The organism is Klebsiella sp. Lac1 (assembly GCF_009825425.1).
In the GTDB taxonomy this organism is placed as follows: Bacteria; Pseudomonadota; Gammaproteobacteria; order Enterobacterales; family Enterobacteriaceae; genus Klebsiella; species Klebsiella electrica.
In genome coordinates this window covers 3,011,136-3,031,921 of the sequence record NZ_VJZJ01000001.1, presented here as the reverse complement: position 1 = coordinate 3,031,921, position 20,786 = coordinate 3,011,136, and the positions used below count along the sequence as shown (strand labels likewise).

Annotated in this window: 20 protein-coding genes; 13 read left to right on the top strand and 7 right to left on the bottom strand. The window is 56.8% G+C overall.

All coding sequences use genetic code 11. The features are described from left to right. Positions 1-20 precede the first annotated feature (20 nt). Positions 21-1,088: a DUF1176 domain-containing protein gene (locus FNY10_RS14755; protein WP_160702968.1), complete on the top strand. Its 1,068-nt coding sequence runs from the start codon at positions 21-23 to the stop codon at positions 1,086-1,088. On the opposite strand, the gene tkt is transcribed toward FNY10_RS14755, so the two are convergent. Continuing rightward, positions 1,057-3,051: a transketolase gene (gene tkt, locus FNY10_RS14750; protein WP_160702967.1), complete on the bottom strand. Its 1,995-nt coding sequence runs from the start codon at positions 3,049-3,051 to the stop codon at positions 1,057-1,059. The genes FNY10_RS14755 and tkt overlap by 32 nt on opposite strands. 288 nt (positions 3,052-3,339) lie before the next feature. Here tkt and maeB point away from each other — a divergent pair, with 288 nt between their 5' ends. Continuing rightward, the gene (gene maeB, locus FNY10_RS14745; protein WP_160702966.1) at positions 3,340-5,619 is read left to right on the top strand and encodes an NADP-dependent oxaloacetate-decarboxylating malate dehydrogenase; all 2,280 of its coding nucleotides are present in this window, start codon (positions 3,340-3,342) and stop codon (positions 5,617-5,619) included. Between the two features lie 302 nt (positions 5,620-5,921). Here maeB and hemF read toward each other — a convergent pair whose 3' ends face one another. Together hemF and amiA are read right to left on the bottom strand one after the other, a co-directional pair. Beyond that, positions 5,922-6,821 (bottom strand): oxygen-dependent coproporphyrinogen oxidase, encoded by a 900-nt coding sequence (hemF, locus tag FNY10_RS14740; RefSeq protein ID WP_160702965.1) that lies wholly within the window; start codon positions 6,819-6,821, stop codon positions 5,922-5,924. Then, entirely contained in the window at positions 6,818-7,693 is an 876-nt protein-coding gene (amiA, locus tag FNY10_RS14735; RefSeq protein ID WP_100683240.1) for an N-acetylmuramoyl-L-alanine amidase AmiA, read from the bottom strand. Before amiA ends, hemF begins: the two co-directional genes overlap by 4 nt. Before the next feature lie 210 nt (positions 7,694-7,903). Between amiA and FNY10_RS14730 the strand changes: the two genes are divergently transcribed. The 9 genes from FNY10_RS14730 (at position 7,904) to cysM (ending at position 15,428) form a co-directional block, all read left to right on the top strand. Then, a complete protein-coding gene (locus FNY10_RS14730; protein WP_100683238.1) occupies positions 7,904-8,329 on the top strand; it encodes a GNAT family acetyltransferase in 426 nt (141 codons plus the stop codon). After that, complete coding sequence (locus tag FNY10_RS14725) at positions 8,316-8,765, top strand: DUF2919 domain-containing protein (protein ID WP_160702964.1); 450 nt, start codon at positions 8,316-8,318, stop codon at positions 8,763-8,765. The genes FNY10_RS14730 and FNY10_RS14725 overlap by 14 nt, the downstream gene beginning before the upstream one ends. A 61-nt stretch (positions 8,766-8,826) precedes the next feature. Beyond that, positions 8,827-9,402 (top strand): RpoE-regulated lipoprotein, encoded by a 576-nt coding sequence (locus FNY10_RS14720; protein WP_100683235.1) that lies wholly within the window; start codon positions 8,827-8,829, stop codon positions 9,400-9,402. Positions 9,403-9,496: 94 nt separating this feature from the next. Then, positions 9,497-10,396, top strand: a complete 900-nt coding sequence (locus FNY10_RS14715; protein ID WP_100683234.1) for a Dyp-type peroxidase — start codon at positions 9,497-9,499, stop codon at positions 10,394-10,396. A 192-nt stretch (positions 10,397-10,588) separates the two neighbouring features. Continuing rightward, complete coding sequence (locus FNY10_RS14710) at positions 10,589-11,605, top strand: sulfate ABC transporter substrate-binding protein (RefSeq protein WP_141964011.1); 1,017 nt, start codon at positions 10,589-10,591, stop codon at positions 11,603-11,605. Beyond that, positions 11,605-12,438, top strand: coding sequence for a sulfate/thiosulfate ABC transporter permease CysT (gene cysT / locus FNY10_RS14705; RefSeq protein ID WP_100683231.1), 834 nt, complete (start codon positions 11,605-11,607; stop codon positions 12,436-12,438). The genes FNY10_RS14710 and cysT overlap by 1 nt, the downstream gene beginning before the upstream one ends. Continuing rightward, positions 12,438-13,313 (top strand): sulfate/thiosulfate ABC transporter permease CysW, encoded by an 876-nt coding sequence (gene cysW, locus FNY10_RS14700; protein ID WP_131048807.1) that lies wholly within the window; start codon positions 12,438-12,440, stop codon positions 13,311-13,313. Before cysT ends, cysW begins: the two co-directional genes overlap by 1 nt. After that, the gene (gene cysA / locus FNY10_RS14695; protein ID WP_100683227.1) at positions 13,303-14,397 is read left to right on the top strand and encodes a sulfate/thiosulfate ABC transporter ATP-binding protein CysA; all 1,095 of its coding nucleotides are present in this window, start codon (positions 13,303-13,305) and stop codon (positions 14,395-14,397) included. The genes cysW and cysA overlap by 11 nt, the downstream gene beginning before the upstream one ends. Before the next feature lie 119 nt (positions 14,398-14,516). Continuing rightward, complete coding sequence (gene cysM / locus FNY10_RS14690) at positions 14,517-15,428, top strand: cysteine synthase CysM (protein WP_131048808.1); 912 nt, start codon at positions 14,517-14,519, stop codon at positions 15,426-15,428. On the opposite strand, the gene FNY10_RS14685 is transcribed toward cysM, so the two are convergent. Continuing rightward, a complete protein-coding gene (locus FNY10_RS14685) occupies positions 15,425-15,826 on the bottom strand; it encodes an SgcJ/EcaC family oxidoreductase (protein WP_160702963.1) in 402 nt (133 codons plus the stop codon). The genes cysM and FNY10_RS14685 overlap by 4 nt on opposite strands. A gap of 132 nt (positions 15,827-15,958) precedes the next feature. Further along, positions 15,959-17,254 (bottom strand): transcriptional regulator PtsJ, encoded by a 1,296-nt coding sequence (gene ptsJ / locus FNY10_RS14680; RefSeq protein WP_160702962.1) that lies wholly within the window; start codon positions 17,252-17,254, stop codon positions 15,959-15,961. A gap of 82 nt (positions 17,255-17,336) precedes the next feature. On the opposite strand from ptsJ, the gene pdxK reads away from it, so the two are divergent. Then, positions 17,337-18,203 (top strand): pyridoxine/pyridoxal/pyridoxamine kinase, encoded by an 867-nt coding sequence (gene pdxK, locus FNY10_RS14675; RefSeq protein ID WP_160702961.1) that lies wholly within the window; start codon positions 17,337-17,339, stop codon positions 18,201-18,203. Beyond that, the gene (locus FNY10_RS14670; RefSeq protein WP_131048813.1) at positions 18,200-18,439 is read left to right on the top strand and encodes a cytoplasmic protein; all 240 of its coding nucleotides are present in this window, start codon (positions 18,200-18,202) and stop codon (positions 18,437-18,439) included. Before pdxK ends, FNY10_RS14670 begins: the two co-directional genes overlap by 4 nt. A gap of 41 nt (positions 18,440-18,480) precedes the next feature. Here the strand turns inward: FNY10_RS14670 and crr are convergent, their stop codons facing one another. Beyond that, positions 18,481-18,990, bottom strand: coding sequence for a PTS glucose transporter subunit IIA (gene crr, locus FNY10_RS14665; RefSeq protein ID WP_003861316.1), 510 nt, complete (start codon positions 18,988-18,990; stop codon positions 18,481-18,483). A 42-nt stretch (positions 18,991-19,032) separates the two neighbouring features. Beyond that, positions 19,033-20,760: a phosphoenolpyruvate-protein phosphotransferase PtsI gene (ptsI, locus tag FNY10_RS14660; protein ID WP_100683219.1), complete on the bottom strand. Its 1,728-nt coding sequence runs from the start codon at positions 20,758-20,760 to the stop codon at positions 19,033-19,035. Between the last annotated feature and the right edge of the window lie 26 nt (positions 20,761-20,786).

Here is a 20,786-nt window from a genome sequence, read left to right as displayed (position 1 = left end):
TCTCTGGGGTTGTGCCGCGCATGCTTTATCGGGTTCTTTTTTTTCTGTTTTGCGGTTTGCTACCGACGTCGCGAGCGTGGGCGGCGCCGGTGCAACAGCTATTCGGTGACTGGCTGGTCACCTGCAATAATCAGAATTTCTGCGTCGCCCGCAACGTTGGTCTGCATCATGGGCTGGTGATGACCCTCAGCCGTAGCGCCGGCGCCGTTACCGATGCCAGCCTGCGCATTGAGCTGGGCGGTATCGGTAATCCGGTTGCCGCTCTGGCGCCGATCGCGCCTCGTCTTCTGCTTGACGGTAAATCGCTGGCGTTGACCGATAAACACTGGCAGGTTGCGGATAAGCTGATCAACACCGGGGATAGCGTGACGATCGATGCTTTTCTCCAGCAGGTGCAGGAAGGGCGGGCGATAACCCTGGTTAACGGGCTGCAAAGTGTTTCTCTGCAAGGGCTGAAGGCCGCGTTGCTGTTTATCGATAGCCATCAAAAGCGTGTCGGCAGCGAAACCGCCTGGGTGGGGAAGGGCGAAGAGCCGCCGCTTAGCGTGCCGCCGGCACCTGCGCTGCGGGCGGTTGGCAAGGTCGACTTTTCGCCATCGCCGCTCAGTCGGGAGGAGCTTAATGACCTGATGGATTACGGCAACGAGCGGATGAACAACAGCGCCTGTTCGCTGGACCCTCTCCGCCGCGAGATTCGCCTTACCGCGTTGACGGATGAGAAGGTATTACTGATGGTCAGCTGCGAAGCCGGGGCGTACAACACCATCTGGCTGGCCTGGCTGGTGTCGCGCCAGCAGCCGTATGTGGCCCGTCCGGTCCGTCTGACGCTGCCCTTCCAGCCGCCGGGCAATGCGGAGCGTGATATTGAACTGATTAATGCCAGTATTGATGAGCGACGTCATGAGCTGGTGACGCTGGATAAAGGGCGCGGCCCCGGCGATTGCGGGGTTCAGACCCGCTGGCGCTATGATGGCCAGCGGTTTAGCCTGGTTCGCTATGCGCAGCAGCCGCAGTGCGATAACTGGCAGGGGCCAGATGCCTGGCCCACGCTATGGGTTACCCGTTACATATTTCATCCGCAAGACTGACGATATGCTCGGCGGTGAAGCCAAAGAACGGGAAGAGTTTATCCGCCGGCGCCGATTCACCGTAGCTTCTCATGCCCACGATGGCACCCTTCAGCCCGACATATTTATACCAGTAGTCGGCGATACCGGCCTCAACGGCAATTCTGGCGCTGACGTTAGCCGGAAGAACCGACTCCCGATATGCCTCATCTTGCGCATCGAAAACATCGGTTGAGGGCAGAGAGACAACCCGCACGTTAACCCCTTTGGCGAGCAGTTTTTCCGCCGCCAGCACGGTTATCTCCACTTCTGAACCAGTGGCTATCAGGATTAAATCCGGTTTACCCCCCTCATCTTTCAGCACGTAGCCGCCGCGGGCAATGTCCTGCACCTGTTGCGGCGTCCGCGCCATTTGCGCCAGATTTTGCCGCGACAGAATCAGCGCAGTGGGACCGGTTTGTCGTTCAATCGCCGCCTGCCACGCGACCGCCGTTTCGACCTGATCGCAGGGGCGCCAGGTACTGAAGTTCGGCGTCAGCCGCAGGCTGGCCAGCTGTTCGACCGCCTGATGAGTGGGGCCATCTTCCCCTAGCCCAATCGAGTCATGGGTATAGACCATTATCTGTCTGGCCTTCATCAGCGCCGCCATGCGCGCCGCGTTACGCGCATATTCGACAAACATCAGGAAGGTGGACGTATAGGGGATAAAACCGCCGTGCAGGGCAATGCCGTTGCCGATCGCCGTCATGCCGAACTCGCGCACGCCATAATGAATATAGTTGCCCGCGACGTCCTCTTTAATGGATGTTGAACCGGACCAGATGGTGAGGTTGCTTGGCGCCAGATCCGCCGAGCCACCCAGCAGCTCCGGCAGAAGCGGGCCATAGGCGTTCAGGGCATTTTGCGACGCTTTACGGCTGGCAATTTTCGCCGGTTCGGCCTGCAGTTGCGCGATGTAATCGTGCGCCGCATCGCCCCAGTTCTCCGGCAGCGCGCCGTCCATTCTGCGTTTCAGTTCCGCCGCCAGGTCAGGATACTGCTGCTGATAAGCGGCGAACCGCTGATTCCACCTCTGTTCTGCCTGCTCGCCGCGCGGCCGGGCGTCCCATTGCTGATAAATCTCTTTGGGGATCTCGAACGGCGGATATTTCCAGCCCAGCCTCTCGCGGGTCAAGGCGACCTCTTTTTCCCCCAGCGCTGCGCCGTGGGACTCTTCCGAACCGGCTTTATTCGGTGAACCAAAGCCGATCACGGTGCGGCAGATGATCAGCGAAGGTTTATCCGTGACGCTTTGCGCCTCGAGAATCGCCTGTTTCACTGCCTGCGGGTCGTGGCCGTCAATATCGCCAATCACGTGCCAGTGATAGGCCCGAAAGCGCGCGGCGGTATCGTCGGTGAACCAGCCGTCGGTTTTACCATCGATTGAGATGCCGTTATGGTCGTAGAAACCGATCAGCTTGCCGAGCCCCAGCGTCCCCGCCAGCGAGCTGGCTTCGTGGGAAATCCCCTCCATCAGACAGCCATCGCCCATAAACACCCAGGTATAGTGATCGACAATGTCATGGCCGGGACGGTTAAACTGCGCCGCCAGGGTGCGTTCGGCAATCGCCATGCCGACGGCGTTAGCCAGCCCCTGGCCAAGCGGGCCGGTGGTGGTCTCGACGCCGGGGGTATAGCCGTGCTCCGGGTGGCCGGGCGTTTTCGAATGGAGCTGGCGAAAGTTTTTCAATTCGGCCAGCGGCAGATCGTAGCCGGTCAGATGCAGCAGGCTATACAGCAGCATCGACGCATGACCGTTAGAGAGTACAAAGCGGTCACGGTCGTACCAGTGCGGATTCACGGGATTGTGTTTAAGAAAATCATTCCACAGGACTTCGGCGATATCCGCCATCCCCATTGGGGCGCCGGGGTGGCCGGAGTTGGCTTTCTGTACGGCGTCCATGCTCAGGGCGCGAATGGCGTTGGCAAGTTCTCTTCGGGACATAATGGACTCCTGAAACAAGATGTTGCATGAGTTTTTGTTGCTTGTCGGTCGAGGCGTTGATGGGGTGGATAACTAAAAAGCATAGCAGACGGGACTCTTGTTGCTTTCGCAATCAGGTTACATAAATATTATAAATCGATAACAAATATACCATTGCGATGGCGAGAGTTTGGCGGTGTTCAAAGTTTGAAAAGCCGTCAGGCGAGATACTATGCGCCACCTTAGGGTGGGCATCAGGATAGTCATTACGCACACCCCCTACGACCGATACGTGAAAGGAACAATAAAATGGATGAGCAGTTGAAACAAAGCGCCCTCGATTTCCATGAGTTCCCCGTCCCCGGGAAAATTCAGGTTGTCCCTACCAAGCCTCTGGCCACCCAGCGCGATCTGGCGCTGGCCTACTCGCCAGGCGTGGCGGCACCTTGTCTGGAAATTGAGAAAGATCCGCTGGCCGCCTACAAATATACCGCCCGTGGCAACCTGGTAGCCGTTGTCTCCAACGGTACCGCGGTGCTGGGGCTGGGCAATATCGGTGCGCTAGCCGGTAAGCCGGTGATGGAAGGCAAGGGCGTTTTGTTTAAAAAATTCGCCGGGATTGATGTGTTCGATATCGAAGTCGATGAGCTGGACCCGGATAAATTTATCAATGTTGTGGCGGCGCTGGAGCCCACCTTCGGCGGCATCAACCTCGAAGACATCAAAGCGCCAGAGTGTTTCTACATCGAGCAAAAGCTGCGCGAGCGCATGAACATTCCGGTGTTCCATGACGATCAGCACGGCACGGCCATTATCAGCACCGCGGCGATTATTAACGGCCTGCGAGTGGTGGAGAAAAATCTTTCCGACGTTCGGATGGTGGTATCCGGCGCGGGCGCGGCGGCGATTGCCTGTATGAATTTGCTGGTGGCGCTGGGGATGCAGAAACACAATATCGTGGTCTGCGACTCGAAGGGCGTTATCTACAAAGACCGTGAGCCCCATATGGCAGAGACCAAGGCGGCCTACGCGGTAGAAGATGACGGCAAACGCACGCTGGACGATGTGATTGACGGGGCGGATATCTTCCTCGGCTGTTCAGGCCCGAAAGTGCTGACGCCGGAGATGGTGAAAAAAATGGCCCGCGCGCCGCTGATCCTCGCGCTGGCTAACCCGGAACCGGAGATTCTGCCGCCGCTGGCGAAGCAGGTCCGCGAAGATGCCATCATCTGCACCGGGCGCTCTGACTACCCGAACCAGGTCAACAATGTGCTGTGCTTCCCGTTCATTTTCCGCGGCGCGCTGGACGTTGGCGCCACGGCGATTAACGAAGAGATGAAGCTGGCGGCGGTCCACGCAATAGCTGAACTGGCGCATGCCGAACAGAGCGAAGTGGTCGCCTCGGCCTACGGCGATCAGGATCTGAGTTTTGGCGCGGAATATATCATTCCGAAACCGTTCGATCCGCGGCTGATCGTCAAGATCGCCCCGGCGGTCGCCAAAGCGGCGATGGACTCCGGCGTAGCCACGCGTCCGATTGCCGACTTTGACGCCTATATTGAGAAGCTCAGTGAGTTTGTCTACAAAACCAACCTGTTCATGAAGCCGATTTTCTCGCAGGCGCGCAAAGAACCTAAGCGCGTGGTGCTGGCGGAAGGCGAAGAGACGCGCGTTCTGCACGCAACCCAGGAGCTGGTGTCGCTGGGGCTGGCAAAACCGATTCTGATCGGCCGTCCGAGCGTGATTGAAATGCGCCTCCAGAAGCTGGGGCTGCAGATCAAAGCCGGTGTGGATTTTGAGATCGTCAATAATGAATCCGATCCGCGCTTTAAAGAGTACTGGGGCGAGTATTACCAGCTCATGAAACGCCGGGGCGTGACTCAGGAACAGGCGCAGAGAGCGGTGATTGCCAATACGACGGTCATTGGCGCAATCATGGTGCACCGTGGCGAGGCGGATGCCATGATCTGCGGTACCATCGGCGACTACCATGAGCATTATGGGGTCATTCAACCGCTGTTCGGCTACCGTGACGGCGTTAGTACCGCAGGGGCCATGAATGCGCTGCTGCTGCCAAGCGGCAACACCTTTATCTCCGATACCTACGTCAATAACGATCCAACGCCGGAGCAGCTGGCGGAAATCACGCTGATGGCGGCGGAAAGCGTGCGTCGTTTTGGTATTGAGCCGCGCGTGGCGCTGCTGTCGCACTCCAACTTCGGCTCTTCTGACTGCCCGTCAGCCAGTAAAATGCGCGAAGCGCTGGAGCGCGTAAAAGCGCTGGCGCCGGATCTGATGATCGATGGTGAAATGCACGGCGATGCGGCGCTGGTAGAAAGTATTCGCCATGAGCGAATGCCGGACAGCCCGCTGAAAGGCTCGGCCAACATTCTGGTGATGCCGAATATGGAGGCCGCGCGCATTAGCTATAACCTGCTGCGCGTCTCCAGTTCGGAAGGGGTGACCGTCGGACCGGTGCTGATGGGAGTGGCGAAGCCGGTACATATTCTGACGCCGATCGCTTCCGTGCGCCGCATCGTCAATATGGTCGCGCTGGCGGTGGTCGAGGCGCAGACTCAGCCGCTGTAGGAGATTTGTCGGGTGGCGCTGCGCTAACCCGACCTACAGGATAGTGCCGGCCAGGCAGCAGGATAATGTGAGCCGGGTAAGCCCGCTCTGCGGGATAACGTAGGCCGGGCAAGCGAAAGCGCCGCCCGGCATTAAACCTGGTGGTGGTCGAGGCGCAGACTCAGCCGTTGTAGGAGATTTGTCGGGTGGCGCTGCGCTAACCCGACCTACAGGATAGTGCGGGCCGGCAGCAGGATAACGTGAGCCGGGCAAGCCCGCTCTGCGGGATAACGTAGGCCGGGCAAGCGAAAGCGCCGCCCGGCTTAAATCCACTCGCGGACCTGGATAAACTCACTCAGGTCAGCCTCCGGGCTGCCTTCTTCCGGCTGGTAGTCATACTCCCAGCGCACCAGCGGCGGCATCGACATCAGAATCGACTCCGTGCGCCCGCCGGTCTGCAGGCCAAACAGCGTTCCGCGATCCCACACCAGATTGAACTCCACGTAGCGGCCGCGGCGATAGAGCTGAAAATTCCGCTCGCGCTCGCCATATGGCATGGCTTTGCGCCGCTCAACTATCGGCAGAAAGGCATCCGTATAGCCGTTACCCACCGCCTGCATAAAGGCGAAGGCGTGGTCAAAATCCGGGGTATTCAAATCGTCAAAAAACAGGCCGCCAATTCCGCGCTGCTCGTGGCGATGTTTAAGGTGAAAGTAGTCATCGCACCATTTTTTATAGCGCGGGTACACCTCTTCGCCGAAGGGCTGGCACAGATCGCGAGCCGTGCGATGCCAGTGAATCGCATCCTCCTCAAAGCCGTAGAACGGCGTCAGGTCAAACCCGCCACCGAACCACCACACCGGCTCTGCGCCGGGTTTTTCAGCAATGAAAAAACGCACGTTGGCATGGCTGGTCGGCACATAGGGATTCCACGGATGCACCACCAGAGAAACGCCCATCGCCTCAAAGCTACGGCCGGCCAGTTCCGGGCGATGCGCCGTTGCCGAAGCCGGCATGGCGTCGCCGTGAACGTGGGAGAAGTTCACGCCCGCCTGCTCAAACACGCCGCCATTGCGCAGAACCCGGCTGCGACCGCCGCCACCGCCTTCGCGCTGCCAGCTGTCTTCGACAAATTCCGCGCCGTCAACGGCGCTCAGTGTCTGGCAAATGGTCTCCTGGAGCTGGAGGAGATAGCGTTTTACCTGCTGCGCGTCGGGCTTCATTTACGTCTCTTTGAGTGGGCCTTCTGGTTATCGAACCAGTGGAAGTAGCTGATAATGCCGGAAGCGATCGCGCTGGCGATCTTTTGCCGGAACGCGGTGGTGCCTAACAGTTTTTCTTCGCCCGGGTTGGTGATAAATGAGGTCTCAACCAGTACGGACGGGATTGACGGCGACTTCAATACCACGAAGGCGGCCTGTTCAGTGTTACGGCTATGCAGCTTATGCACCGGCTTAATATTTTTCAGGACATGCGAGCCCAGCGTCAGGCTGTTTTTAATGGTATCGGTCTGCACCAGGTCAAACAGCACCTGCTGCAAAAGATGGTCCTTCGCCGTCGCTTTTTTACCGGCGACCTCATCGGCGCGGTTTTCGCGATCGGAGAGGTATTTCGCCATGGCGCTACTCGCGCCGCGGTTGGAGAGGGCAAATACCGACGCGCCGGCGGCGCTGGGATTGGTAAAGCCGTCGGCGTGAATCGACATAAAGAGATCGGCGCCGTGCTGGTGGGCAATTTCCACGCGGTCGTACAGCGGGATAAAGGTATCGCCGGAACGCGTCAGGCGCGCATCAATGCCGTTGCTGCGCAGGATGCTGCGGACGTTTTTAGCAATCGCCAGTACGACGTGTTTCTCTTTGGAACCGTTGTGACCGATAGCGCCGGTATCAATACCGCCATGACCCGGGTCGAGCATAACGATACGTTTTGCGCCCGCCTTTTTCGCCGCCGGTTTACTGTGGCCATTGGACGTTGTCAGCGGTTGTTCTTTTGCGATGACCTGCGATGAAACCCCGGAAAGGGTCATGGCAGCCAGTCCTGCTTTCAGCACCTGGCGGCGCGAAGCAAGTATTTTTAAGGGTTTAAAAGTGCTCATTCGGCCTGAATTGCAAACAAGTGGTACCTGGTGTTATATCGTATCGCGTTTCTCGTTACGACCATTCAAAATAAGAATTGTTTTACTTTTCATTTCAATACATGACAGTGCGTATTATGCCATTTTTTCCACTTCATTTCGCCTGATATTGGCTATCCGCTGAAATCGCGCCATAATCGCTGTTTTTAAGCCTGAAAAATGGGGAATACCATGGAGATACGCGTTTTTCGCCAGCAAGATTTCGAAGAAGTGATTACGCTGTGGGAGCGCTGCGAGCTTCTGCGCCCGTGGAATGACCCGGAAATGGACATTGAGCGTAAGGTTAACCACGATGTCAGCCTGTTTCTGGTCGCGGAAGTGAATGGCGAGGTGGTTGGCACGGTGATGGGCGGCTATGACGGTCATCGCGGTTCCGCCTACTACCTGGGCGTGCATCCGGAATACCGCGGCCGCGGTATCGCCAATGCGCTGCTGAACCGGCTGGAAAAAAAGCTCATTGCTCGCGGCTGCCCGAAAATTAACATCATGGTTCGCGATGATAATGAGGTGGTGCAGGGGATGTATGAACGACTTGGTTACGAATATGCCGATGTCCTGAGTCTGGGTAAACGTTTGATTGAAGATGAAGAATACTGAGTTTATCCCCTCTGATTTTGATGCCCACGGTCGGCTCAGGCTGCCGTTTCTGTTCTGGTGCGTCCTGCTGCTGCAGGCGCGGACCTGGGTGCTGTTCATTATGGCGGGGGCCTCCCGTCAACAGGGCGATGTGTTACTGAACCTGTTCTATCCCGATCACAATAATTTCTGGCTGGGGTTATTGCCGGGTATTCCGGCGGTAGCGGCGTTTATCGTCAGCGGGCAGCGGCAGCGTTTTCCCCGTCTCTGGCCGCTAATGCGCTGGCTGCTGGTGCTTTCTCAGACGCTGCTGCTGCTCTGGCAACCGCTGCTATGGCTGAGCGGCGAGTCGCCATCGATTCTGACTATCAGCCTGCTGGTCGCCGATCTCTATGCCTTCTGGTGGCTGTTAGCCAGCCGTCGGCTCAAAGCCTGTTTTCAGGAAGATCGGGTTTGACGGCACTTTTTGCCGATCCTGCACTCCAACAGGCGTCAAATAAACAAGAAAGGATCGTGTCATGAAATCGCTACGTTTACTTCTCTGCGCGCTACCGCTGGCATTAACCGGCTGCTCCACGATGAGTACGGTTAACTGGTCAGCAGCCTATCCGTGGAACTGGTTTGGTTCCTCAATGGAAGTGACCGAGCAGGGCGTGGGTAAACTGACGGCGGCAACGCCGCTCAATGAACAGGCCATTAGCGATGCGCTTGGCGGGAGTTATCGCCTGCGCAGCGGCATGAAAGCGGCCAACGGTAATATCGTGCGCTACTTTGAGGCGCTGAAAGATGACAAAGTCGCGATGACCATTAACGGCGACGGGGGAACCATCAACCGTATCGAAGTGCGGGATAGCGAGATTAAAACGGAGCGCGGCGTTCAGGTTGGCACTCCGTTTAGCGAGCTGTACAGCAAAGCCTTTGGTCATTGTCAGAAAGGCGCAAGCGATAATGGCACCGTGGTGGAGTGCAAGGCGGACGGCAGTCAGCATATCAGCTACGCTTTTACCGGCCACTGGAATGGTCCGGAAGAGCTGATGCCTTCCGACGACACGCTGAAAAACTGGAAAATCAGCAAAATTATCTGGCGCGGCTAATTTGATCTGAAGGGACACGGCACAGGGAAAAAACGGGTACAATAGCGCGATAAAAGTGCCACAGTGTTGTGGTTGTATCATTTCAGGAGGAGCGATGTCTCAGGTTCAGAGCGGCATTTTGCCGGAACATTGCCGTGCGGCGATTTGGATTGAAGCCAATGTCAAAGGGGACGTCAATGCCCTGCGCGAAGCCAGCAAAGTCTTTATTGATAAATTAGCGACCTTTCAAACGCAATTTCCGGATGCGCAGCTGGGCGCCGTGGTGGCTTTTGGCAATAACGTCTGGCGCCAGCTGAGCGGCGGTGTCGGTGCCGAAGAGCTTAAAGATTTCCCGGTATACGGCAAGGGTCTGGCGCCATCCACCCAGTACGATGTCCTGATTCATATCCTCTCCGCGCGTCATGAGGTGAATTTCTCCGTTGCCCAGGCTGCCGTGGCGGCCTTTGGCGATGTGATTGAAGTGCAAGAAGAGGTTCACGGTTTCCGCTGGATTGACGAGCGCGACCTGAGCGGTTTCGTCGACGGCACGGAAAACCCGGCCGGTCTTGAGACTCGTCGTGACGTGGCGATTATCAAAGATGGCGTGGATGCCGGCGGCAGCTATGTGTTCGTTCAGCGCTGGGAGCATAACCTCAGGCAGTTGAATCGCATGAGCGTGCCGGATCAGGAAATGATGATTGGCCGCACCAAAGAAGCCAACGAAGAGATTGATGGCGACGACCGCCCGGCAACCTCGCACCTGAGCCGCGTCGACTTAAAAGAAGACGGCAAAGGGCTGAAGATTGTACGTCAGAGCCTGCCTTACGGTACCGCCAGCGGCACACACGGCCTCTATTTCTGCGCTTACTGCGCGCGTATCCATAACATTGAACAGCAGCTGCTGAGCATGTTTGGCGATACCGATGGTAAACGCGACGCCATGCTGCGCTTTACCAAACCGGTGACCGGCGGCTACTACTTCGCTCCGTCGCTGGATCGTATTCAGGCGTTGTAACCTTTCCCCTCACCCTGAGCCTCTCCCGGACGGGAAAGGAGCGGGGTGAGTCGCTTTCGGCAAAGCTTTGCCAACTGCTTATTCTCTTTTCGACTTCCAAATCGCCAAACGGTATATAAAACCGTTACTCCTTTCATCGCCGTTATAAATATGATGATCAGCAGAAAATCATCAAATTGATAAGGGTGCGCAATGGCAGTTAAATCACTGAACAAAGGATATCTGGCACTGGCTGCTTCGATGCTGCTGGTTGCGCAGGCGCAGGCGACTGAGCTGCTGAACAGCTCTTATGATGTCTCCCGTGAGCTGTTTGCTGCCCTTAATCCGCCGTTTGAACAGCAGTGGGCGAAAGATAACGGCGGCGATAAGCTGACTATCAAACAATCTCATGCCGGCTCGTCTAAACAGGCGCTGGCTATATTGCAGGGCTTAAAAGCCGATGTGGTGACCTATAACCAGGTGACGGATGTACAGATCCTGCATGACAAAGGCAATCTGATTCCCGCCGACTGGCAAAGCCGTCTGCCGAACAACAGCTCGCCGTTCTACTCCACCATGGCGTTCCTGGTGCGTAAGGGGAACCCGAAGAATATTCATGAGTGGAGCGATCTGGTGCGCCCGGACGTGAAGCTGATTTTCCCGAATCCGAAAACGTCCGGCAACGCGCGCTATACCTATCTGGCGGCATGGGGAGCCGCAGATAAAGCCGACGGCGGTGATAAAGCGAAAACCGAACAGTTCATGACCCAGTTCCTGAAAAACGTCGAGGTGTTTGATACCGGCGGTCGCGGTGCGACCACCACCTTCGTTGAACGTGGACTCGGCGATGTGCTGATTACCTTTGAATCGGAAGTGAACAATATTCGCAAACAGTATGAGGACCAGGGCTTCGAAGTCGTCGTGCCGAAGGTCAATATTCTGGCGGAGTTCCCGGTCGCCTGGGTGGACAAAAACGTCAAGGCCAACGGGACTGAGAAGGCGGCAAAGGCTTATCTGAACTGGCTCTACAGCCCGCAGGCGCAGACCATCATCACCGACTATTACTATCGCGTGAATAACCCGAAGGTAATGGATTCGCTGAAAGATAAATTCCCGCAGACCGAACTGTTCCGCGTCGAAGACCAGTTTGGCGCCTGGCCGGATGTGATGAAAACCCACTTTGCCAGCGGCGGCGAGCTGGACAAACTGCTGGCGGCGGGGCGTAAGTAATGTTTGCTGCTGCATCTAAGCGCGTGCTGCCGGGGTTTACCCTGAGCCTCGGCACCAGTCTGCTGTTTGTCTGTCTGATTTTACTGCTCCCCCTGAGTGCGCTGGTGATGCAACTGGCGCAGATGACCTGGAGTCAATACTGGGATGTCGTCACCAACCCGCAGGTGGTGGCGGCCTATAAAGTGACCCTGCTGTCGGCGTTTGTCGCCTCAATTTTTAATGGCGTATTTGGCCTGCTGATGGCATGGATTCTGACGCGCTATCGTTTTCCGGGCCGTACGCTACTTGATGCGCTGATGGATCTGCCGTTTGCCCTGCCGACGGCGGTTGCCGGTCTGACACTGGCTTCCCTGTTTTCGGTTAACGGTTTTTACGGCGAGTGGCTGGCGAAGTTTGATATCAAGGTGACCTATACCTGGCTCGGTATCGCGGTCGCCATGGCCTTTACCAGCATCCCCTTCGTGGTACGTACCGTACAGCCGGTACTCGAAGAGCTGGGGCCGGAATATGAAGAAGCGGCGGAAACCCTGGGCGCCACCCGCCTGCAGAGTTTCCGCAAAGTGGTGCTGCCTGAGCTCTCTCCGGCGCTGCTGGCCGGGATTGCGCTATCGTTTACCCGCAGCCTGGGCGAATTCGGCGCGGTGATTTTTATCGCCGGCAACATCGCATGGAAAACCGAAGTCACCTCGCTGATGATTTTTATTCGTTTGCAGGAGTTTGATTACCCGGCGGCGAGCGCGATTGCGTCGGTGATCCTGGCGGCTTCGCTGCTGCTGCTGTTTTCCATCAACACCCTGCAAAGTCGCTTCGGTCGACGTGTGGTAGGTCACTAATGGCGGAAGTTACTCAATTGAAGCGTTACGATGCTCCCCGCATCAACTGGGGGAAATGGTTTCTGATTGGCACTGGAATGTTGGTTTCCGCCTTCATTCTGATCGTGCCGATGGTCTACATCTTCGTCCAGGCCTTCAGCAAAGGGCTGATGCCGGTGCTGCAAAATCTGGCTAACCCGGACATGCTGCATGCAATCTGGCTGACGGTGATGATTGCGCTGATTACCGTACCGGTTAACCTGGTTTTCGGTACGCTGCTGGCATGGCTGGTGACGCGTTTTAACTTCCCAGGCCGCCAGCTGCTGCTGACGCTGCTGGATATTCCTTTTGCCGTCTCGCCGGTGGTGGCGGGTCTGGTCTATCTGCTGTTCTACGGTTCCAACGGCCCGCTCGGCGGCTGGCTGGATGCGCATAACCTGCAAATTATGTTCGCCTGGCCGGGCATGGTGCTGGCCACCATCTTCGTTACCTGCCCGTTTGTGGTGCGTGAGCTGGTTCCGGTGATGATGAGTCAGGGGAGTAACGAAGATGAAGCGGCGATTCTGCTCGGCGCCTCCGGCTGGCAGATGTTCCGCCGGGTGACTTTGCCGAATATCCGCTGGGCGCTGTTGTATGGCGTGGTGTTGACCAACGCGCGCGCTATCGGGGAGTTCGGCGCCGTTTCAGTGGTTTCGGGCTCGATTCGCGGTGAAACCCTGTCGCTGCCGCTGCAGATTGAATTGCTGGAGCAGGATTACAACACCGTCGGTTCCTTTACCGCCGCCGCTCTGCTGACGTTAATGGCTATTTTGACCTTGTTTTTAAAGAGTATGTTGCAATGGCGTCTGGCCAATCAGGAAAAACGCGCGCAACTGGAGGGGAATCATGAGCATTGAGATTGTCAATATTAAGAAATCTTTTGGACGCACTCAGGTGCTGAATGATATCTCTCTGGATATCCCTTCCGGACAGATGGTCGCGCTGCTGGGGCCATCCGGCTCCGGCAAAACCACGCTGCTGCGTATTATTGCCGGCCTGGAGAATCAATCCAGCGGTCATATTCGTTTTCATGGCACCGACGTGAGCCGCGTTCACGCCCGTGACCGTAAAGTGGGCTTTGTTTTCCAGCACTATGCGCTGTTCCGTCATATGACGGTCTTTGAGAACATCGCTTTTGGGCTGACGGTGTTGCCGCGCCGTGAACGTCCGAACGCCGCCGGGATCAAAGCGAAAGTCACCCGGCTGCTGGAAATGGTGCAGCTGGCTCATCTTGCCGATCGCTACCCGGCGCAGCTTTCCGGCGGTCAGAAGCAGCGCGTGGCGTTAGCACGTGCGCTGGCCGTGGAGCCGCAAATTCTGCTGCTCGATGAACCCTTCGGCGCGCTGGACGCTCAGGTGCGTAAAGAGCTCCGTCGCTGGCTGCGTCAACTGCATGAAGAGCTGAAGTTTACCAGCGTGTTCGTGACCCATGACCAGGAGGAAGCGATGGAAGTAGCCGATCGCGTGGTGGTCATGAGCCAGGGCAATATCGAGCAGGCCGATGCGCCGGAACAGGTCTGGCGTGAACCGTCCACCCGCTTTGTCCTGGAGTTTATGGGCGAGGTTAACCGCCTGAAAGGGATTGTGCGCGGCGGTCAGTTCCATGTCGGCGCCCATCGTTGGCCGCTGGGGTATACCCCGGCTTATCAAGGACCGGTGGATCTGTTCCTGCGTCCGTGGGAAGTGGATATCAGTCGCCGTACCAGCCTCGATTCACCGCTGCCGGTCCAGGTACTGGAAGCCAGCCCGAAAGGGCACTACACCCAATTAGTTGTTCAGCCATTGGGGTGGTATGACGAACCGCTGACCGTCGTGCTGCCGGGCGATGTCGCGCCGTATCGCGGTGAGCGACTGTTCGTCGGCTTACAGAATGCGCGACTGTATAACGGCAATCAGCGGATAGAGCCGCGCGAGGATATTGCTCTGGCGGAGTCAGCCTGATAGTTTATTGAATATGTTTATCGCCCGGTGACGCTGCGCTTACCGGGCCTACAGTTATCACTACGTCTTGTAGGCCGGGATCGCTGCGCGCAACCCGGCTTTTTTATTGAGTAAAAATCGTGAATACACTTGAACACACCATCGGTAATACCCCTCTGGTCAAGCTTCAGCGCATGGGACCGGACAACGGCAGTGAAATCTGGGTCAAACTGGAAGGCAACAACCCGGCGGGTTCAGTCAAGGACCGCGCCGCGCTTTCAATGATCGTTGAAGCCGAAAAACGCGGTGAAATAAAGCCCGGCGATGTCCTGATAGAAGCCACCAGCGGGAATACCGGTATCGCGCTGGCGATGATTGCCGCGCTGAAAGGCTATCAGATGAAGCTCCTGATGCCGGACAACATGAGCCAGGAGCGCCGCGCCGCGATGCTGGCCTACGGTGCCGAACTGATTCTGGTCACCAAAGAGCAGGGGATGGAAGGCGCGCGCGATCTGGCGGCGGAAATGGCTCAGCGCGGCGAAGGGAAACTGCTGGATCAGTTCAATAATCCCGACAACCCTTATGCGCATTACACCACCACCGGGCCGGAAATCTGGCAGCAGACCGCCGGGCGAATCAGCCATTTTGTCTCCAGTATGGGCACCACCGGCACGATTACCGGCGTGTCCCGTTTTCTGCGTGAACAGGATAAGCCGGTGAGCATCGTGGGACTGCAGCCGGAAGAGGGCAGCAGCATTCCGGGGATTCGGCGCTGGCCGGCAGAGTATATGCCGGGAATTTTTAATGCTGCGCTGGTTGATGCGGTGCTGGATATTCATCAGCAGGACGCGGAAAACACCATGCGTATGCTGGCAGTGCGGGAAGGGATTTTTTGCGGCGTCAGCTCCGGCGGCGCGGTAGCCGGCGCGTTACGTATCGCGCGTGAAAACCCCGGCGCGGTCGTGGTGGCGATCGTCTGCGATCGCGGCGATCGCTATCTGTCTACCGGGGTGTTTGGCGAAGAGCACTTCAGCCAGGGGGCGGGCATTTAACGGGCAGGCGAGTCCAGCAGGTCGGTACCGTAGGAGTTATCTACGGTACACAGCCAGCGCTGCTCCTGGCGGCGAAAAACATAGGTGGCGCGGCGCGTGACCTGGGTGGTTCCCCCCTCCGTCGTCGGGATATCCAGCCGGGTTTCCATAATCACCAGCGCAGTGTCGCCGCCTTCCAGTATCTCCATCCTGCCTTGCGTCACCACCAGCCGGTGCTGAAAGTAGTCGGCAATGGCGAGAAAGGCTTTACGGATGTTCTCCTTGCCTTTCACGACCCGTTCCGGCGTCACCACCAGCAGGGCATCCTCGGCGTAATAGTCCATTAACGTCTCGTAGTCTTCCTGCGATATCGCGCGGTCACACGCTTCAATGACGGCTTTGAGCGGCGGGTTTACCATGAATGCCTCCGGGGGTAGCGTAGAAAATGGGTCAGCAGATTAGCGAGAAATGCCCACCGCCTCTGGCTCATCTCGCGATAATCCCGGCAGCGCATCTCCTGTGCGGAACGGATAAAGCGCTGGCCACTTGCGTCAGGGCTGTAGAACAAGGTGTAAATCATCAGCCAGGCGCTCAATCTCATCATCGCTTAACGTCCCCGGCGATAGCCGAAGACCGTTCGATGGCGTACGAATACCGAACGCTTCCCCTTCGCGGACTAACCAGCCGGCGCGCGCTAAGCGCAAAGCTATTGGCTGACTCGGCTCCGTTAGCGGTAGCCAGAAATTGAGGCCATCTCCCGGCGGGTAAGAGGGAAAACCGCGCTGGGCCAGGGCGGCGGCCAGTTTTTCATTCTGCCGACGATAATGGCGTCGACTCTCCGTCAGCGAGGCGCTAAAGACGCTATCATTCAGGCAGGCAAAGGCAAAACCCTGCAGCAGATGACTGACCCACTGGCTTCCGGCATTGAGCCGCAGACGTAGCGCGGTCGAGGTGGCGCTGTCGCTGGCGACAAACGCCAGGCGCAGGTCCGGCCCAAGCGTTTTTGACAGGGAGCGTACCAGCGCCCAGCGCTGAGTGGTGGCGGGCAGAGGGGAGTACCAGGGCGTTGCCGATAACAATGCGAAGTGGTCATCAATAATCACCAGCACCTGCGGGTAGCGAGTCAGAATCTCGCGAACAGCCGCGGCTCTGGCTTCACTGAAGCTACAGCCGGTCGGGTTGTGCGCACGCGGGGTCAAAATGACGGCTCGCGCGCCGCTGCGTAAAGCCTGTTCCAGCCCGTCAGGCAATATCCCTTCTTCGTCGACGGCTACCGGGCAGGCATTAAATCCGGCGTAGCGCAGCATATTGATACTGCTGAGGAAGCAGGGGTCTTCAACCACAACGTCATCGCCGGGCAGAAGCAGGGCGCAAAGCAACCGCTCCAGCGCGTCGATGGCGCCGCTGGTCAGGTTAATCTCCGCATGAATTCCCAGATCCTGGTGCATCCAGCGCTGTGCCCAGGCCGCCAGATTCGGTTCCACGGCAGCATCACCGTACAGGTGTGGGGTCACCGAGAGCTGATTCAGGTAGCGAGCGAGATCCGGCAGGCGGCGGGGATCCGGGTTGCCGCCGGAGATGTCTCTGAGGGGGGAAGAAGGATCTCCGCCTTCTTGCGCCAGGGGGGCATTCGCCGATTTAATGACGGTACCGTTGCGCCCCTGACTGACGGCCAGTCCGGAGGTGACCAGCCGTTTATAGACCGCAGCGACGGTGTTGCGGTTAACCGTCAGTTCAGCAGCCAGCTCACGCACCGGAGGCAGCGTTTCTCCGGGTTTTAATACTCCGCTTTGGATCAGATGGCGGATGTTATCAAAAATTTCACCGGCGGTTTTTCCAACGATCATTATTGACCTATGACAAAATGAATTTTAGCATAGGACGAATGATAATCAGAGTATGACCCGCTGTCCAGCGGAGGGAGAAGGGATGGGCCAACAAGACGAAATACAATCAGTGCTCTTCAACGACAAGAGCCGGGCGCTAGAGGTCGACATCGTCGCCGTGCAATCGCAGGTCGTGTACGGCAGCGTCGGTAACAGTATCGCGGTGCCGGCCATTAAGCAGCATGGACTGCGGGTGATGGCCGTGCCGACGGTGTTATTCAGTAATACGCCACACTACGATACGTTCTATGGCGGCGTGATTCCGGAAGCGTGGTTTGTGGGCTACCTGCAGGCGCTGGAAGAGCGTGACGCGCTGCGCGAATTACGGGCGGTGACCACGGGTTATATGGGCAGCGCGGTACAGATAGAACGTCTGGCGCAGTGGTTACGCCGGATCCGCGAATCTCACCCGCAGCTCTGTATTCTTGTTGATCCGGTCATTGGCGATGTCGATAGCGGGATCTACGTGAAGGCGGAAATTCCGGATGCCTATCGTACTCATCTGCTGCCGTTGGCGCAGGGGATAACGCCTAACTTGTTCGAGCTGGAAACGCTGAGCGGGATGCCCTGCCGTCATCAGCAGGAGGCCATCGCTGCCGCGCGCAGTCTGCTATCCGACTCGCTGAAGTGGGTGGTGATTACCAGCGCTCCGGGAATGGACAGCGCAACGATTAACGTTCTGGTGGTGACGGCTGATTCGGTTGAGGTGGTGGTTCATCCACGAGTTGAAACGGACCTGAAAGGAACCGGCGACCTGTTTTGCGCCGAGCTGATTAGCGGCCTGCTATCGGGGCTGGCGCTGGGCGCGGCGACGAAGGCTGCGGCGCAGCGCGTGCTGGCCGTCATGACCTGGACCGATCGGCAGGGGTGCGATGAGCTGATCCTGCCACCGCTGGAGGTGAGCGCATGAAGAGCTATCGTTTAGTCGTACGTCAGCAGGGGCGTATTGTCGGTTATTTTGATACCACCGGTCATGATGCCCTGGAGGATGTCTGCGTAGCCCGGTCGCTGTTTGGCGTGACAGGAGGATACCAGTGCGAACTGTTGGTTTCAGATAGCGAACGGCGGATTCTGGAAAGTGGGCCGGAGGGGATGAAGGTGCTCTCCCGGGAGAAATGCTTTCAGCCGGTAAAATCGATCCTATAGAAAAATGGCGCCAAAAGGCGCCATTTTTTCTGCGGCAAGAATTACTTCTTGATGCGAATAACCGGGGTTTCACCCACGGTCACGCTACCGGACAGTTTGATCAGTTCTTTGATCTCATCCATGTTGGAGATAACAACCGGAGTCAGAGTTGACTTGGCTTTCTCTTCCAGCAGCGGCAGATCGAATTCGATGACCGGGTCACCGACTTTCACACGCTGACCTTCTTCGGCAATGCGTTTGAAGCCTTCGCCTTTCAGTTCAACGGTATCAATACCGAAGTGAACAAACAGCTCAATGCCGCTATCAGATTCAATAGAGAATGCATGGTTGGTTTCAAAGATTTTACCGATGGTACCGTCTACCGGCGCAACCATTTTGTTGCCGGTAGGTTTGATGGCAATGCCATCACCCACAATTTTTTCCGCAAAAACCACATCCGGCACGTCTTCGATGTTGACGATCTCGCCAGAGAGCGGAGCAACAATCTCAATAGTTCCGGAGTCTTTTTTGTCATCAGAAACCAGAGATTTCAATTTATCGAACAAACCCATGATCTTCTCCTAAGCAGTAATTTGGGCCGCGCATCTCGTGGATTAGCAGATTGTTTTTTCTTCAATGAACTTGTTAACCAGCGTCATTAACTCGTCCGTTGTCGGTTGAGCAAGAGCCTGCTCTGCTAATACTTTCGCATCTTCGAAGTTCGTGTTACGAATAATCTTCTTGATACGCGGGATGGAAATGGCGCTCATAGAGAATTCGTCCAGCCCCATACCCAGCAACAGAAGTGTAGCACGTTCATCGCCCGCAAGCTCACCACACATGCCAGTCCATTTGCCTTCGGCGTGGGAAGCATCAATAACTTGCTTAATCAGCGTCAGAACAGATGGCGACATTGGTTGGTAAAGATGTGAAATCATATCATTACCACGGTCAACTGCCAGAGTATATTGCGTTAAATCATTGGTTCCGATACTAAAGAAATCCACTTCTTTCGCTAAATGACGGGCAATCGTTGCCGCTGCCGGTGTTTCAACCATCACGCCGACTTCGATTTTTTCGTCGAATGCTTTACCTTCGTCACGCAGTTCCTGTTTGTAGATCTCAATCTCTTTCTTCAGCGCGCGCACTTCTTCAACAGAGATGATCATCGGGAACATGATGCGCAGCTTACCGAACGCAGAGGCGCGCAGGATGGCGCGTACCTGGTCACGCAGGATCTCTTTACGATCCATCGCGATACGCACGGCACGCCAGCCCAGGAACGGGTTCTCTTCTTTCGGGAAGTTCATGTACGGCAGCTCTTTATCGCCGCCAATGTCCATGGTACGAACGATAACGGCCTGCGAACCGCACGCTTCGGCAACCGCTTTATAGGCGGCAAACTGCTCTTCTTCAGTTGGCAGCGCATCGCGGTCCATGAACAGGAATTCGGTACGGTACAGACCTACGCCTTCCGCGCCGTTGCGCTCTGCGCCATCGACGTCACGGACGGTACCAATGTTGGCGCAGACTTCAACCTGATGTCCGTCCAGCGTAATCGCCGGCAGATCTTTCAGTTTGGCCAGTTCCGCTTTCTCTTCAGCGACCTGGACCTGCAGTTTACGCAGTTCTTCGATTTGTTCGTTGGTCGGGTTAACCAGAACCTGGTTATTCACCGCATCAAGGACCAGATAATCGCCGTTTTTCACCTGGGTGGTGACGCTACCGGTGCCCACGATGGCAGGCAGTTCAAGGGAGCGCGCCATGATAGAGGTGTGGGAGGTACGGCCGCCGGCGTCGGTGATGAAGCCCAGCACCTTGTTCAGGTTCAGCTGTGCGGTTTCTGACGGAGTCAGATCGGCGGCAACCAGAATAACTTCTTCCTGAATCGCGCTCAGATCGATGATAGCCAGACCAAGGATGTTGCGCAGCAGGCGCTTACCGATGTCACGTACGTCAGCCGCACGTTCTTTCAGATATTCATCATCCAGCTCTTCCAGGGCAGTGGCCTGACCTTCGATAATCTCATTTGCTGCCGCATCGGCAGTCATCTGCTTATCTTTAATCAGGGCTATGATTTCCTGCTCAAGCTCCTCATCTTCCAGCAGCATGATGTGCCCTTCGAAGATGGCTTCTTTTTCTTCACCGAAAGTTTCACCAGCTTTGGTTTTGATGACCTCCAGCTGGGCGGAGGCCTTGGCGCGGCCGCTCAGGAAACGTTCGACTTCCTGATCAACCTTATCGGCAGAAATTTTCTTCCGGTCGATGACAATTTCGTCTTCTTTCAGCAGGAGAGCCTTACCGAAAGCGATACCCGGGGATGCTAAAATGCCTGAAATCATAACCCTACCTTACTTGTGACTGATAT